The sequence below is a fragment of the Mycobacteroides chelonae CCUG 47445 genome (genome assembly GCF_001632805.1).
GTDB classification, from domain to species: domain Bacteria; phylum Actinomycetota; class Actinomycetes; order Mycobacteriales; family Mycobacteriaceae; genus Mycobacterium; species Mycobacterium chelonae.
Genome location: NZ_CP007220.1, coordinates 2,785,983 through 2,801,150, shown reverse-complemented (window position 1 = coordinate 2,801,150; position 15,168 = coordinate 2,785,983). Strand labels below are relative to the sequence as shown.

The window sequence follows — 15,168 nt, the reverse complement described above, 5'->3', positions numbered from 1 at the left end:
GCGGCTCGCGCGAAGAGCATCGGGCCTGAGGTCCGGCTGTGTCGCGGATCATCGTCGGAGTAGGCGGGGGAATCGCCGCGTACAAGGCCTGCACTGTGGTGCGCCAACTCGCGGAGGCCGGACACAGCGTCCGGGTCGTACCGACCGAGTCGGCCCTGCAGTTCGTGGGTGCCGCCACCTTTGAGGCGCTCTCGGGTGAGCCGGCGCGAACCGGGGTGTTCGACGATGTTCCGCAGGTCCCGCATGTGCGGCTCGGGCAGGACGCAGACCTTGTCGTGGTCGCTCCTGCCACTGCCGATCTTTTGGCCCGCGCGGCCACTGGCCGTGCCGACGATCTACTGACCGCAACCCTGCTGACCGCGCGTTGTCCGGTCCTGTTCGCGCCCGCGATGCACACGGAGATGTGGCAGCACCCCGCAACGCAGCAGAATGTGGCGACATTGCGGAGCCATGGGGCTGTGGTCTTAGAGCCCGCGTCAGGACGCCTTACCGGCGCGGACACCGGTCCGGGCCGCCTTCCCGAGGCCCAGGAAATCACGGCCCTGGCCCAGCTGCTGCTGGCGCGAGCCGATGCTCTCCCGCACGATCTGGCAGGTGTGCGCGTCCTGGTCACGGCCGGTGGCACCCGGGAGCCTCTGGATCCCGTGCGCTTTATCGGAAACCGCAGTTCCGGTAAGCAGGGATACGCGATCGCGCGGGTGGCCGCACAGCGCGGCGCCGAGGTCACGCTCATCGCGGGCCATACCGTCGGGTTGCCCGACCCGGCCGGAGTCGACGTCGTGCACATCAGCTCTGCCGCGCAATTACAAGATGCGGTGACCAAACACGCGCCGGCGGCCGAGGTGTTGATCATGGCGGCCGCCGTGGCCGATTTCCGGCCCGCGCACGTTGCGACCAGCAAGATCAAAAAGAGCCACGGCGCTGACGGTGAGAATCCCGTCGATGCGCCCATCGAGTTACTGCGTAACGCCGACGTGTTGGCGGGGGTGGTCCGTGCGCGCTCAGACGGACAGCTGCCCAGGATGCGGGCCATCGTCGGGTTTGCGGCCGAAACCGGTGACGCCAACGGCGACGTACTGTTCCACGCCCGCGCCAAGCTGACGCGCAAGGGCTGTGATCTGTTGGTAGTCAACGCAGTTGGCGAGGGGCGAGCCTTTGAGGTGGATAGCAACGATGGATGGCTGCTGTCCGCTCAACCTGGTGGTGAGATCGCCGAAGTCGTGTTGGAGCACGGCACCAAAGTTCTGATGGCAAGCCGTATTGTGGATGCCGTCGCCGGACTTTGTCAGTGAACCTGACAACCCGGCATGGCCTCGATATCAAATCGTCGGCCATAATGATTAGGACACGTAACGATCTGAAAGGGGCTGCGCGGTGAGCTCAGCGGGACGGCTTTTCACCAGTGAATCGGTGACCGAAGGGCACCCGGACAAGATCTGTGATGCCATCAGCGACTCGATTCTCGACGCGCTGCTCGCACAGGACCCCAAGTCCCGGGTCGCGGTGGAGACGCTGGTGACCACCGGTCAGGTCCACGTCGCCGGCGAGGTCACCACCTCCGCCTACGCCGACATCCCCAAGATCGTGCGCGATCGCGTGCTGGAGATCGGGTACGACTCGTCGTCCAAGGGCTTCGACGGGCACTCCTGCGGTGTGAACATCGCCATCGGTGCTCAGTCTCCCGATATCGCGCAGGGCGTCGACACCGCTCACGAGGCCCGTGTGGAGGGTGCTGCTGATCCCCTCGACGCCCAGGGCGCTGGAGACCAGGGTCTGATGTTCGGGTATGCCATCAACGACACTCCCGAGCTCATGCCGTTGCCCATCGCGCTGGCGCACCGCCTCGCGCGGCGTCTGACCGAAGTCCGCAAGGACGGCCTGCTGCCGTACCTGCGCCCCGACGGCAAGACCCAGGTCACCATCGAGTACGACGGCCACAAGGCCGTGCGGCTGGATACCGTTGTGCTCTCGACGCAGCATGCTGCGGACATCGACCTGGAAAACCTGCTCACTCCGGATATCCGCGAGAAGGTCGTCAACACGGTTCTGGACGAGCTTGAGCAGGAATCGCTGGACATCTCCGACTACCGGCTGCTGGTCAACCCGACCGGAAAGTTCGTGCTGGGTGGTCCGATGGGTGACGCCGGCCTGACCGGCCGCAAGATCATCGTCGACACCTACGGCGGCTGGGCCCGCCACGGCGGCGGTGCGTTCTCCGGTAAGGACCCGTCAAAGGTGGACCGGTCGGCTGCGTACGCCATGCGCTGGGTCGCCAAGAACGTGGTGGCTGCCGGGCTGGCGGATCGCGTCGAGGTGCAGGTCGCCTACGCCATCGGCAAGGCCGCCCCGGTGGGCCTGTTCGTCGACACCTTCGGCACCAACAAGGTCGACCAGGCCAAGATCCAGAAGGCCATCAACGAGGTATTCGATCTGCGTCCGGGTGCGATCATCCGCGATCTGGATCTGCTGCGACCGATCTACGCGCAGACTGCCGCATACGGCCACTTCGGCCGCACCGACATCGACCTGCCGTGGGAGCGCACCGATCGGGTCGATGCGCTCAAGTCCGCCATCTAGCCTCTTCACAAAAAGCGCCGGGCGTGAACATTGCTCACACCCGGCGCTTTTTGTCGTCGCTGCACTCATAGGAGGTAGGGGAGCAGCGCTTTTCGCTCGGCCGGATAGTCGGTGAACTTCTCCTGATACCAGCGGTGGGTGGCCAATGCGCGTGGGATCAGATTGCCGGCCGTGATCAACAGGATGACGACGCCGGGGAGAGCCCAGGTGAGCAGGGCGAAGCCGGACCAGGCGATCAGCTCGCCCAGATATGCCGGACTGGTGACGAATCGGAAGCCGCCGCCGAACGGGATGCGATACTCGGCGCCGCCGGGGTTCTTCTTGTCGCGCAGGTTTCGCACGATCGACTCCGAACTGAGTAGCAGAGTGAAGCCGCACAGATAGACGGCCAGGCCGAGTAGGAATCGTGGGTCGTGCAGCCAGGCACGGTTGTACTGCCCGAAGAAGTCGTGGCTGAAAAGGGTTCCGTTGAGGTATCCGTGCATCGACGTGACGAGCATGCCCATGACCACCACCGAGACGTTGAACGTACTGCGCTTGCCGGGTACCTGGCGGATGGCGAGCGGGAAGTACCAGCCGCGGTTGGCGTAGTGCAGCAGCCATATTCCGGCGAGAACCACTGACGTGGGCTCGAAACGAGCAGGTCCGGTCAGATAGCAGACGAGAAACACCGCGGTCGCCGGAATCTCCATCAGCCACCAGCCGAGTTTCGGGTTCAGATTGAGGCCGAGCTTCGTCGTCGAGAATCGCCCGTACGAGCTCTGGGCGAAAAGACCTCCGATGATCACGAACGCCGCGAAACAGAAGGCCGCCGTCAGCACGGTGTCGTACGTGGTGTTGCCGGTGTACCAGTGCATGGCCATTCCCTCGGTGAGCGGGCGGCATCGCCCGGATGTGTGCCGCAAAACTGTAACGTGTTCTACCACGCGTGCACCTTGCCCGGCGCGAGCGGCCAACCGCCGGGGTGCGTGCCGGTGTTGTGCGGATTGGCGCGCGCGCCGGGCAAGGTGCGCATAGAGTCTGTCAATGACGGTGATCAGAGCCGCACTGACGCAAGCGACTTGGACTGGCGACAAGGAATCGATGCTGGCCAAGCATGAGCGTTTTGTCGCCGAGGCGGCGTCCGCTGGCGCCCAGGTGATCTGCTTCCAGGAGCTCTTCTACGGCCCCTACTTCGGGATCGTGCAGGATAAGAAGTACTACGAATACGCCGAGTCGGTGCCCGGTCCGGTCACTGAGCGGTTCGCGGCGCTCGCCAGGGAACACCACATGGTCATGGTGCTACCGGTGTACGAGGAGGAGCGTCCGGGAGTTCTCTACAACACCGCTGCGGTCATCGACGCCGACGGCACCTACCTGGGAAAATACCGTAAGCATCACATTCCTCACCTTGATCGTTTTTGGGAGAAGTTCTACTTCCGGCCCGGAAATCTCGGGTACCCGGTGTTCGACACCGCGGTGGGAAAGATCGGTGTCTACATCTGTTACGACCGACATTTCCCGGAGGGCTGGCGTAATTACGGGCTGGCCGGAGCCGAGCTGGTCTTCAACCCTTCAGCCACCAAACCTGGACTGTCCAATAGGCTTTGGGAACTGGAGCAGCCCGCCGCGGCGGCGGCCAACCAATACTTCGTCGGTGCCAACAACCGGATAGGAACCGAGAACGGCGAATTCGGGGATCAGGCCGTGACGTTCTACGGCAGTTCCTACTTCGTCGACCCGCGCGGTAACTATGTCGGTGAGATCGCTTCAGAGAGTGCCGAAGAGATCGTGATTCGGGATCTGGACCTGTCCGTGGTCCGTGAGGTGCGGGGGGACTGGCAGTTCTATCGGGATCGCAGACCGGACACCTACGACCCGATCGTCGCTCCGTAGGAGGCCGGCGATGGCTACGATCCTGATCAGGGGCGGCACCGTGGTAACCGCGACAGGTCGCGGTGCCGCAGATGTTCTGGTTGATGGCGAGAAGATCGCGGCGGTCCTACTGCCCGGCAGCACGCTGCTCGGTGTGGATCTGGCCAACGCCGTCGACATCGTGGTCGAGGCCGCCGGTAAGTACGTGATTCCCGGTGGCATCGATGCCCACACCCATATGTCGATGCCCTTCGGTGGTACCACGGCCTCGGACGACTTCGAGACCGGGACGCGTGCCGCGGCCTGGGGCGGCACCACCACCATCATCGATTTCGCCGTGCAGAAGTACGGTGAGCGGCTTGAAGATTCGCTGCAAACCTGGCACGAGATGGCGGCGGGTCAGTGTGCGGTGGACTATTCCTTTCATCAGATTGTGGGCGACGTCAACGATGCCTCGTTGGCGGCGCTGCATCGGTTGGCTGACGAGGGCATCACCAGCTACAAGATGTTCATGGCGTATCCGGGGGTCTTTTACAGTGACGACGCGCAGATATTGCGCGCCATGCAGGTGGGCGCAGACACCGGGCTGATGACCATGATGCATGCCGAGAATGGCCCCGCCATAGATGTTTTGGTGGCTCAATTACTTGCGGCCGGCAAGACGGATCCGTACTACCACGGCATCGCCCGGGCCTGGCAGCTGGAGGAGGAGGCCACGCACCGCGCCATCATGCTGTCCAATCTGACCGGTGCGCCCCTATACGTCGTACACGTCTCGGCCAAGCAGGCCGTCGCGCAGTTGGCCGCCGCACGTGATGCCGGCCAAAACGTGTACGGGGAGACCTGCCCGCAGTATTTGTACCTGTCTCTGGAGGACAACCTGGGTGCGCCCGGGTTTGAGGGAGCCAAGTGGGTTTGTTCGACCCCGCTGCGGTCCAAGCGCGAACACCACCAGGACGAGATGTGGCGCGCGCTGCGCACCAACGACATCCAGATGGTCTCCACGGACCATTGTCCGTTCTGCATGAAGGGGCAGAAGGACATGGGCCTGGGTGACTTCTCGAAGATCCCCAACGGGATTGGCTCGATTGAGCACCGGATGGATCTGCTGTACCAGGGCGTCGTAGATGGCCGGATCACTCTGGAGCGGTGGGTCGAGATCACCTCGACGACCCCGGCACGAATGTTCGGGCTGTATGGCCGCAAGGGAGTGGTCGCGCCGGGTGCCGACGCGGACATCGTTGTCTACGATCCTCGCGGACACACCTCGATCGGGTTGGGCAAGACCCATCACATGAACATGGACCACTCGGCGTGGGAGGGATATGAGATCGACGGGCACGTCGACACAGTGCTCTCCCGCGGGAAGGTGATCGTCGACGGCGACGAGTATCTGGGCGGTAAGGGGGACGGTGCTTTCGTGCGCCGCGACCTGTGTCAATACCTCATCTGAGGTCGGTCGATAGAGAGGGCCTGCGATGGACTTCGGGGTTGTCTTGCAATGTGATCCACCGGCGGCGCGGACCGTACAGCTGGCGAAACTCGCAGAGGCGCATGGCTTCACCCATCTGTGGACCTTCGATTCGCACCTGTTGTGGCAGGAGCCCTACGTGCTCTACAGCCAGATCCTGCATGAAACCACGCGGATTGTGGTGGGCCCCATGGTCACCAACCCGGCGACGCGGGACTGGACCGTCACCGCGTCGCTGTACGCCACCCTGAACGACCTGTATGGGAACCGTACGATATGCGGAATCGGCCGTGGCGATTCGGCGGTGCGGGTGACTGGCGGCGCGCCCACGACGTTGACCACACTGCGCGAGTCAATCCACGTCATCAGGGAGCTCGCAAACTCGCGGCCCGTCGAATACCACGGTGCCACCATGCAATTCCCGTGGAGTCGAGGATCTGAACTTCAGGTCTGGGTCGCGGCATACGGCCCCAAGGCGCTCGCCCTGACCGGTGAGGTAGCCGACGGGTTCATCCTGCAGCTGGCCGATATCGACATCGCACGGTGGATGATCGGGGCGGTGCGTGATGCCGCCGCGGCGGCCGGACGTGACCCGGCGGACGTGCGGATCTGCGTGGCCGCACCCATGTATGTGGGATCGGACTGGACGCATATGCGCGAGCAATGCCGATGGTTCGGCGGAATGGTGGGCAATCACGTCGCCGACATCGTGGCCAGGTATGGATCCAACGGTCAAGTGCCACAGTCTCTTACCGACTACATCAGCGGGCGCCAGGGATACGACTACAACCAGCACGGCCGGGCCGGGAATACTCACGCGGAGTTCGTGAGCGATGACATCGTCGATCGCTTCTGCGTGCTCGGCACCGCGGCGGATCACATCGCAAAGTTGTTGGAGCTCAAGGCGCTGGGGGTGGACCAATTCGCCGGATATCTGCAGCACGACAACAAGGAGGAGACACTGCGGGTGTACGGAGAGACGATTATTCCCGCTCTGTCCCAACACATCACGGCGAAGAGCTGATGACCACAACAGAGGGAGAGCTCGCGCCGGTATTGGCACCCGGCAGGCTGAGTAACGAAGACCTGGCGCCCACGACGGCCGGGCAGGCCACCTGGCGCACCTGGGACATCTTCTGCCTCTGGATGACCTCGGCGCACAGTCTTGGCAGCTATGGATTCGCCGTGGGCATGCTCGCGCTGGGGCTGACAGGCTGGCAGACCATGCTTGCGCTGTTCACCGGGGTACTGGTGCTCTGGGGCGGAAGCAACCTGATCGGGATCGCCGGCCAACGGCTGGGGGTGCCCTTCCCGGTTTTCGCGCGCGCCACCTTCGGAGTCTTCGGCGCCAACGTGCCGGCACTGCTACGGGGACTGGTAGCCATCTTCTGGTACGGAATCCAGACCTATCTGGCATCCACGGCGGTCATCGTGCTGCTGTTGCGGCTGGATCCCGGGCTACGGTCCTGGACCGAGCCGACGTTCCTGGGTTTACACGCATTGGGATGGGCCGCGTTCCTGACGCTGTGGACCGTGCAGCTGGTGATCCTCAACTACGGCATGGAGATCGTTCGGAAGGCATCCGATGTGGCGGGGCCGGCCGTCTGGATCGGGATGATCGCGCTGGCGATATGGATGCTTGCCAGTGTGGGCTGGAGCATTGACTTCGGTGCGCGCGTGGGCCCGCCGCTGGCACCGGGGCCCACGGTGCTGGCCTTCGCCGGCGTCGCATTCCTGATGGTCGCGTTCATGGCAGGCCCCCTGGTCAATTACGCGGACTTCGCACGCTTTGCCCCGAGCAGGCGGGCGATCCTGCGGGGAAACGCACTGGGGATCCCGCTCAACGAAACTGCCTTCGTGGTGATCTCGATCGTCATATCGCTTGCCGCGCTGAAGAAGTACGGCAGTGCGATGACTGACCCCGTGGAGTTGGTCGCCGATATCGACTCCGACGCCATCGTGGTGGTCGCGGCGATTCTCTTCGCCATCGCCACCGTCGGCATCAACGTGGTGCTCAACTTCGTGTCCCCGTCCTACGACATCTCCAATGTCGCACCGAAATACATTTCGTTTCGTACCGGGGGCATCATCACCGCGGTCCTGTCGGTCGTGGTGCTTCCCTGGAAGATCTGGGGGAACGAGGCCGCCATCGTGTACTTCCTCGGCGGGGTCGGCGCGCTCATGGGTCCGGTGTTCGGAATTCTCGTGGTGGACTACTACCTGCTGCGTCGCCAGCGTACGAACACCGCCGACCTGTACTCCGAGTCCACCGAGGGCACCTATTACTACACCCGCGGGTTCAATCCCGCGGCGCTGATCGCACTGAGTGTTTCCGGTGCGGTGGCGGTCGCCATCGCGCTCGCTCCGTCGGCACAGAGCCTGACGGCACTTTCGTGGCCGGCCGGAGCGCTGTTGGGGGGCGCGCTGATGTACGCGTTGAGCCGGGGAGCGGGCCGGCTAGCCGTGCAACGCCCTCCTGAGGGCGGCCAGTGAACGGTCGCGCTCTTCGGTAGCGGCGGGCACGATATCGGCGTAGCCCAGGTAGCCGTGGATCAGGGTGGGGGCGTTGTGCAGCTCCACCGGCACGCCGGCCCCGCTGAGCAGCTCGGCGTACGTGGCGCCGTCATCGCGCAGGGGATCGAACTGCGCGGTCCCGATGAACGCCGGGGCCAACCCCTCGAAGCTCTCTGCGCGTGCCGGGACCAGCGTCGGACCCGCGGTGGCCGGATTGGTGTCCCCGAGATACCACTTGCTCAATCCCGCGACCGCCTTCGTGTCCAGGACGGGTGCCTCGGCATTCTCGATCATCGACGGCAGCGTCACGTCGAAGGTGGTGGCCGGGTACCACAGCACCTGGAAGGCCAGCGGAATGCCGTTATCGCGGGCCAGCTGAGCCAGCACCGCGGACAGGTTTCCACCGGCGGAATCGCCGCCCACAGCAAGACGATCCGGATCCCCGCCGATCTCTGCGGCGTGTTGGTGTACCCATTGCAGCGCGGCCCAGCAGTCTTCGACCGCCGCCGGGTAGGGATGCTCCGGTGCCAGTCGATAGTCCACCGACACCACCACGGCGTCGGCCTGCACGGCCGCGGCGCGGCCGACCGCGTCGTGGGTATCGAGGTCGCCGATCACCCAGCCACCCCCATGGATCAGCACAAACACCGGGTGCACTCCGTCCGCGGACGGAGAGTAGATACGTACCGGTATCTCACCCGCGGGGCCCGGGATGGTGCGGTCCTCTACCTTGGCCACCTCGATCCACGGCGGGCGCGCCGTGGCGATCGCGCGATACGCGTCCCGGGAAGCCTGCGGCCCGTCCGGCGAAACGAGCTGAATCGGAACAGCTTCCAGGATCTTGAGGATGATCGGGTCGATGCCGGTTTCGGTGGCGGTCATGCCGTCACTGTAACGGGTGCTGACCTGCGAGTCGGGGGCGTCTGCTAGAACCACCAGGTGACTGCGACGCGGGTGGTGGCCGAGCACGAGCCGGTTGCTCGGGTCCTGCCGCTGCTCACCGTGCCGCATCTCGATCGTGAGTTCGACTATTTGGTGTCCGCGGAGCAATCCGACGACGCCCAGCCCGGAGTGCGGGTGCGGGTGCGGTTCCATGGCCGGCTGGTCGACGCGATCCTGCTGGAACGCCGTTCCGAAAGCGATCACGCGGGCAAGCTCGGGTGGCTGGACCGCGTCGTATCACCGACGCGGGTGCTGACGCCGGATGTGCGCAGGCTCGTTGACGCGGTGGCGGCCCGATATGCGGGAACCCGCGCCGACGTGTTGCGACTCGCCCTGCCGCCACGCCATGCGCGGGCGGAGAAGGAAACTCGCCCGGCGGCCGCCGATGACTTCGAGCCCCCAGCGGTCGACGGCTCGCGCTGGGCTCGTTACCAGCGTGGCGAGCGTTTTCTCGAGGCACTGTCGCAGGGCCGCGCCGCACGCGCGGTGTGGCAGGCGCTGCCCGGTGAGGCCTGGTGTACTCGCCTCGCCGAGGCGGCGGTGGCCGCATCCGGCACCGGCAGGGGAGTGCTGGCAGTCGTCCCGGATCAGCGCGATATCGATGCGTTGTCCGCCGAGTGTGTGAAACATATTGGGGCACCGCGTGTTATCGCGCTTTCGGCGGAACTCGGACCTGCGGAGCGGTATCGGCGCTGGCTGGCGGTACTGCGTGGAGATGCGACCGTGGTGATCGGTACCAGAGCCGCGGTGTTCGCCCCGGTGGCCAATTTGGGTCTGGTGATGGTGTGGGACGACGGCGACGACAATCTCGCCGAACCCCGTTCGCCCTATCCGCACGCCCGCGAGGTGGCCATGCTGCGCGCACATCAGCTGCGATGCGCGGCGGTGATCGGTGGGTACGCGCGCACCGCTGAATCGCAGGCACTGGTGGAGAGCCGCTGGGCACACGACCTGGTGGCGGCCCGTCCTGTGGTGCGCAGGGCCTGCGCGCGGATCAGTGCTCTCGACGACAGCGGGTACGCGCAGGAACGCGATCCGGCGGCCCGTTCGGCGCGGCTTCCCATGGTGGCGCTGACGGCCGCGCGCGATGCGTTGAAGCGCGGGCACTCGGTGCTCGTGCAGGTGCCCCGACGTGGCTACGTTCCGGCGTTGGCCTGCACACGGTGCCGCACTGTCGCGCGGTGTCGTCACTGCACCGGCCCTCTGGCTTTGGAAGGGCCAGGCGGCCCCTCCAACAATGTCAGCCCCAGCTGCCGATGGTGCGGACGCGTAGATGCTGACCTGCATTGCGTCCGCTGCGGCTCCAGTGCGGTTCGGGCCGTGGTGGTGGGTGCCCGCAGAACGGCCGAGGAACTGGGCAGGGCACTGCCAGGGTTTCCGGTGGTGACCTCCGGTGGCGGCGAGGTACACACCACGGTCACCGGACCGCCGAGCCTGGTGGTGTGCACGCCGGGGGCAGAGCCCATGACACCCAACGGTTATGGCGCGGCGTTGCTCTTGGACGCATGGGCCCTGCTGGGGCGCCAGGACCTACGTGCCGCGGAAGACACGTTGCGGAAGTGGATGGCAGCCGCGGCGTTGGTGCGCGGACACGAAGAAGGTGGCGCCGTGGTCGTGGTCGCGGACTCCACACTGCCCACGGTGCAGGCACTCATCCGGTGGGACCCGGTGGGGCATGCCGCCGGCGAATTGGCCGCGCGCGCAGAGGTTGGGCTACCGCCGCAGGCGCACATCGCGGCCATCGATGGGCCCGCCGCAGCGGTGGCTGCCCTGGTTGACACCGCGGAACTGCCCGACGGCGCCGAACTGTTGGGACCGGTTGATCTTCCGGTGGGAGCGCGCCGGCCGGCCGGGATATCCGATGGTGTCGAAGTGGTGCGCATGCTCGTACGCGTGCCGCGCGCAGCCGGGTTGGAGATGGCCGCGGCTTTGCGCCGTGGAGTGGCAACGCTGAGCGCCCGGCGCGACGCGGAACCTGTCAGAGTGCAGATCGACCCGCTGCATGTGGGCTAATCGGGCGAACCTCAGGTGTTAGCGGCGACGAGCGCGGGGCCGGCGCTGATGCCCTGGGCGAAGGTCTCGACGATATAGCCGATGAGATCGTCCCGACTAAGAGTCCGCGAGGCGCTCCACCAGTTGATCGTCATGAGCACACCGCCCACCGCGAGCCGCGACCAGATCGGCGCCAGCTGTCGCATGTGATCGCCGGGGAACTCGGCCTGCAAATGTTCCTCGGTGACCTGCGCGATGAGGTCGAACACTCCGTGATCGAGCCGCTCCTGCGCGGTGAGGTCGCGATCGAGCGCGATGTACAGCTCCGGTTCCGCGGTGATCCAGTCGATGACGATGTCGGCAAATGCCCGGGTCTGGTCGCGTATATCGCCGACCATGCTGTCTCGCCACGAACCGGAGATCAGCCGATCGGCGTGCCGGCGACTCAACGCCCGCAGCATGTCCGCCTTGGTGGGAAAGATTGCATAGCAGGCGGACCGGGCGAATCCGGCCTCCCGGGCAACCTCGGCGATGGAGACGGTGCCTCCCGTGTTACGAATCGCGCGCTCCGCGGCGTCAAGTAGTTCTTCTGCTCGCAGTTTGCGATCATACGGAGCGCCACTCGGCCGGCCTCGTCCTCTGGTAGCCATCGAAATCATGGTATCGGATGTATCCAGACTTAGTGTCGCTCTGCTCGGCGAACCATGTGCACGGTTCTGGGGGTGGCCGACGCGCCTGGGATTCGATGTGGACGGTGCATCCTTCCTAGACTGGCTCGGTGCGCATAGTGTTCGCCGGTACTCCGGCCCCGGCGTTGCCGTCTCTGCGAAGGCTGCTGGCCTCCCGTCACGAGGTGGTCGCGGTACTGACGCGGCCCGACGCCCGTGCGGGCAGGGGACGGGCCGCGGCCGCGTCGCCGGTGGCCGAGCTGGCCCGTGAGCATGGGCTGCCTGTACTCACACCGTCGCGGCCCAACGACGAGGAATTCGTCAGTGAGCTCACCGAACTCGCTCCGGACTGCTGCGCGGTGGTTGCCTACGGCGCCCTGCTGAAGCCCGAACTGCTCGCCGTGCCTACTCACGGCTGGGTGAACCTGCATTTCTCGCTGTTGCCCGCGTGGCGCGGTGCCGCACCCGTGCAGGCATCCATCGCGGCCGGGGATGAGATAACAGGTGCCACGACATTTCTCATCGAGCCCGCGCTGGATAGCGGGCCCGTCTATGGAGTGGTCACCGAACGGATCACCGCCGGTGATACTGCCGGTGCGCTGCTGGGTCGGCTCGCCGAATCCGGTGCGGGGCTTCTGGAATCGACAATGGACGGGATCGAAGACGGGGCACTGGTGGCCGTGCCGCAGCCGGCCGACGGAGTGAGCGTCGCACCGAAGATCACGGTGGAGCAGGCACGCATCCGATGGGAGCTTCCTGCCCACGCGATAGATCGCCACATCCGCGCCATGACACCCGAACCCGGTGCCTGGACCACCATCGGGGACATTCGTATCAAGGTTGGACCGGTGAGAATAGATGTGGATGTGCACGCCGAGGAACTACCACCCGGAGCCTTCGCGGTCCGCAAGCGTGACGTGCTGGTGGGCACCGGCACCGCACCGATCGCGCTCGACGAGGTGCAACCCCAAGGTAAGAAGCTGATGAACGCCGTCGATTGGGCGCGCGGCGCCCGGCTGGACGCGGAGGTGCGCGCACTGTGACTACCCGCCCGCCACGCCGACGGCCCAACCAGGATGCGCGCCCGAAAGAGCGTGCACGCCAGAAGCTTGATCCGGCACGTCAGGCCGCGCTCGACGTACTACGCGCGGTATCGCGCCAGGATGCGTATGCCAATCTGGCCCTGCCCGCGCTGCTGCGTGAACGTGGCATCACCGGGCGCGACGCCGCCTTCGCTACCGAACTCACCTATGGAACGTCCAGGGCCCGTGGTCTTCTCGATGCGGTCATCGCGTCGGCCGCGGGCCGCACGATCGACCAGGTTGACGAGGGGCTGCGTGATCCCTTGCGGCTGGGGGCCTACCAGCTACTGCGCACCCGCGTGGAACCACACGCGGCACTGTCCACCACGGTGGATGCCGTGGCCGTCGAATTCGACCAGGGCAGAGCCGGTTTCGTGAATGCGGTGCTGCGGACGATCTCGCGCCGCGGCGAGCAGGAATGGGTCGATGAACTGGCCCCACCGGAATCGGACAGGATAGGCCGACTCGCCTTCGCGACCGCCCACCCACGATGGATCGCTCAGGCGTTCTCCGATGCACTTGGCCCTGCGGCAGGCGAGCTTGCCGATGTGCTCGCCAGCGATGATGAGCGTCCCGTGGTTCACCTCGCCGCACGTCCCGGGCACATCGACGCGGTCACGCTGGCCGACGAGGTGGGCGGCACCGTCGGCCGATACTCGCCCTATGCCGTGTACCTGCCCGGCGGAAATCCGGGTCGGGTCGACTCGGTCCGCGACGGCCTGGCGCAGGTGCAGGACGAAGGCAGTCAGCTGGTCGCGCGCGCGACCGCGTTGGCGTCGCTGGACGGAACCGACGAGCAATGGCTTGACCTGTGCGCGGGCCCTGGCGGCAAGACCGCGCTGCTGGGCGCACTGGCGGCAGAGCGTGGAGCGCACGTCACGGCGATCGAGGTCGCTGCCCATCGTGCCGAGTTGGTGGCCGCAGCCACGAAATCCCTGCCGGTGACGGTGCTCACGACGGACGGGCGCGAAAGCGGTTTGGTGCCCGGGTCCTTCGACCGCGTGCTGGTCGACGCCCCGTGCACGGGACTGGGCGCGTTGCGCCGCCGCCCGGAAGCCCGCTGGCGCCGTCAACCGGGCGATATCCCGGCGCTGGTCAAGTTGCAACGCGAATTGCTTTCCAGTGCCATCGAATTGACCCGACCGGGCGGCATCGTCGTGTACAGCACCTGTTCGCCGCACCTGGCCGAAACGGTGGGTGTGGTCTCCGATGCGGTGCGCCGCCACCCGGTGACGGCCGAGGACGCCCGTGCGGTGTTCCCCGGTGTGGACAGACTCGGCGATACCGATGCGGTGCAGTTGTGGCCGCACCGGCACGGCACCGATGCCATGTTCACCGCCCTCCTGCGTAAACACGCATGATCCGGCACATAAGCTGAACGGCATGTCTCACCGCGCTCCCATGATCGCCCCGTCGATCCTGTCCGCCGATTTCGCACGTCTCGCCGATGAGATGGCGGCAGTGGAAGGTGCCGACTGGCTCCATGTGGACGTCATGGATGGGCACTTCGTCCCCAATCTGACACTGGGTCTCCCAGTCGTCGACAGCCTGCTGGCGGCAACCGATATCCCAATCGACTGCCATCTGATGATTGACAATCCTGACCGGTGGGCGCCCGGATACGCCGAGGCGGGGGCGCACAATGTGACCTTTCACGCCGAGGCCACAGACAATCCCGTCGCCGTCGCCCGTGACATTCGGGCGGCGGGCGCCAAGGCCGGTCTCAGCATCAAGCCAGGTACACCTCTGGATCCATATCTGGAGGTGCTCAAGGACTTTGACACGCTGCTGGTGATGTCGGTGGAGCCGGGATTCGGCGGACAATCCTTTATCGCGGGCGTGCTCGACAAGGTGCGCGCGGTGCGTAAGCTCGTCGACTCCGGCGAGCTGACGGTGCTCGTGGAGATTGACGGCGGCATCAATGCCGACACCATCGAGCAGGCCGCCGAGGCCGGCGTCGACTGTTTCGTGGCTGGTTCGGCCGTTTACGGGGCGCAAGACCCCCAAGCGGCGGTGCGGGCTTTGCGTGAGCAAGCCGCCAGGGCGGCAGCACATTTGGCCCGCTGAT

Annotated in this window: 13 protein-coding genes; 10 read left to right on the top strand and 3 right to left on the bottom strand. The window is 65.7% G+C overall.

Annotated features, from left to right (window positions below):
- The first annotated feature begins 38 nt into the window (after nucleotides 1-38).
- Nucleotides 39-1,292: a bifunctional phosphopantothenoylcysteine decarboxylase/phosphopantothenate--cysteine ligase CoaBC gene (coaBC, locus tag BB28_RS13770; RefSeq protein ID WP_046253898.1), complete on the top strand. Its 1,254-nt coding sequence runs from the start codon at nucleotides 39-41 to the stop codon at nucleotides 1,290-1,292.
- Nucleotides 1,293-1,374: 82 nt separating this feature from the next.
- Nucleotides 1,375-2,577, top strand: coding sequence for a methionine adenosyltransferase (gene metK / locus BB28_RS13765; RefSeq protein WP_046253897.1), 1,203 nt, complete (start codon nucleotides 1,375-1,377; stop codon nucleotides 2,575-2,577).
- A 65-nt stretch (nucleotides 2,578-2,642) separates the two neighbouring features.
- On the opposite strand, the gene BB28_RS13760 is transcribed toward metK, so the two are convergent.
- On the bottom strand, nucleotides 2,643-3,434 hold the full coding sequence (locus BB28_RS13760; RefSeq protein WP_046255822.1) for a phosphatidylethanolamine N-methyltransferase family domain-containing protein: 792 nt from the start codon (nucleotides 3,432-3,434) through the stop codon (nucleotides 2,643-2,645).
- Between the two features lie 169 nt (nucleotides 3,435-3,603).
- Between BB28_RS13760 and BB28_RS13755 the strand changes: the two genes are divergently transcribed.
- Genes BB28_RS13755 through BB28_RS13740 form a run of 4 tightly spaced genes read left to right on the top strand, consistent with a single transcriptional unit; the run spans nucleotide 3,604 to nucleotide 8,395 of the window.
- Nucleotides 3,604-4,452 (top strand): nitrilase-related carbon-nitrogen hydrolase, encoded by an 849-nt coding sequence (locus BB28_RS13755; protein ID WP_046253896.1) that lies wholly within the window; start codon nucleotides 3,604-3,606, stop codon nucleotides 4,450-4,452.
- Between the two features lie 10 nt (nucleotides 4,453-4,462).
- Nucleotides 4,463-5,884: a dihydropyrimidinase gene (hydA, locus tag BB28_RS13750; RefSeq protein ID WP_046253895.1), complete on the top strand. Its 1,422-nt coding sequence runs from the start codon at nucleotides 4,463-4,465 to the stop codon at nucleotides 5,882-5,884.
- Between the two features lie 25 nt (nucleotides 5,885-5,909).
- The gene (locus tag BB28_RS13745; protein WP_046253894.1) at nucleotides 5,910-6,926 is read left to right on the top strand and encodes a TIGR03842 family LLM class F420-dependent oxidoreductase; all 1,017 of its coding nucleotides are present in this window, start codon (nucleotides 5,910-5,912) and stop codon (nucleotides 6,924-6,926) included.
- Complete coding sequence (locus BB28_RS13740) at nucleotides 6,926-8,395, top strand: NCS1 family nucleobase:cation symporter-1 (RefSeq protein WP_046253893.1); 1,470 nt, start codon at nucleotides 6,926-6,928, stop codon at nucleotides 8,393-8,395. Before BB28_RS13745 ends, BB28_RS13740 begins: the two co-directional genes overlap by 1 nt.
- On the opposite strand, the gene BB28_RS13735 is transcribed toward BB28_RS13740, so the two are convergent.
- Nucleotides 8,360-9,298 (bottom strand): alpha/beta hydrolase, encoded by a 939-nt coding sequence (locus tag BB28_RS13735; protein WP_046255821.1) that lies wholly within the window; start codon nucleotides 9,296-9,298, stop codon nucleotides 8,360-8,362. The genes BB28_RS13740 and BB28_RS13735 overlap by 36 nt on opposite strands.
- A gap of 57 nt (nucleotides 9,299-9,355) precedes the next feature.
- Between BB28_RS13735 and BB28_RS13730 the strand changes: the two genes are divergently transcribed.
- Nucleotides 9,356-11,371 (top strand): primosomal protein N', encoded by a 2,016-nt coding sequence (locus BB28_RS13730; RefSeq protein ID WP_046253892.1) that lies wholly within the window; start codon nucleotides 9,356-9,358, stop codon nucleotides 11,369-11,371.
- Nucleotides 11,372-11,382: 11 nt separating this feature from the next.
- Here the strand turns inward: BB28_RS13730 and BB28_RS13725 are convergent, their stop codons facing one another.
- Entirely contained in the window at nucleotides 11,383-11,949 is a 567-nt protein-coding gene (locus BB28_RS13725) for a TetR/AcrR family transcriptional regulator (RefSeq protein WP_046255820.1), read from the bottom strand.
- 179 nt (nucleotides 11,950-12,128) lie between these two features.
- Between BB28_RS13725 and fmt the strand changes: the two genes are divergently transcribed.
- The 3 genes from fmt to rpe are packed head-to-tail and all read left to right on the top strand — an operon-like array spanning nucleotide 12,129 to nucleotide 15,167.
- Nucleotides 12,129-13,061, top strand: coding sequence for a methionyl-tRNA formyltransferase (gene fmt / locus BB28_RS13720; protein ID WP_046253891.1), 933 nt, complete (start codon nucleotides 12,129-12,131; stop codon nucleotides 13,059-13,061).
- A complete protein-coding gene (locus BB28_RS13715; protein WP_046253890.1) occupies nucleotides 13,058-14,461 on the top strand; it encodes an RsmB/NOP family class I SAM-dependent RNA methyltransferase in 1,404 nt (467 codons plus the stop codon). The genes fmt and BB28_RS13715 overlap by 4 nt, the downstream gene beginning before the upstream one ends.
- 22 nt (nucleotides 14,462-14,483) lie before the next feature.
- A complete protein-coding gene (gene rpe / locus BB28_RS13710; protein WP_109550686.1) occupies nucleotides 14,484-15,167 on the top strand; it encodes a ribulose-phosphate 3-epimerase in 684 nt (227 codons plus the stop codon).
- Nucleotide 15,168 lies beyond the last annotated feature (1 nt).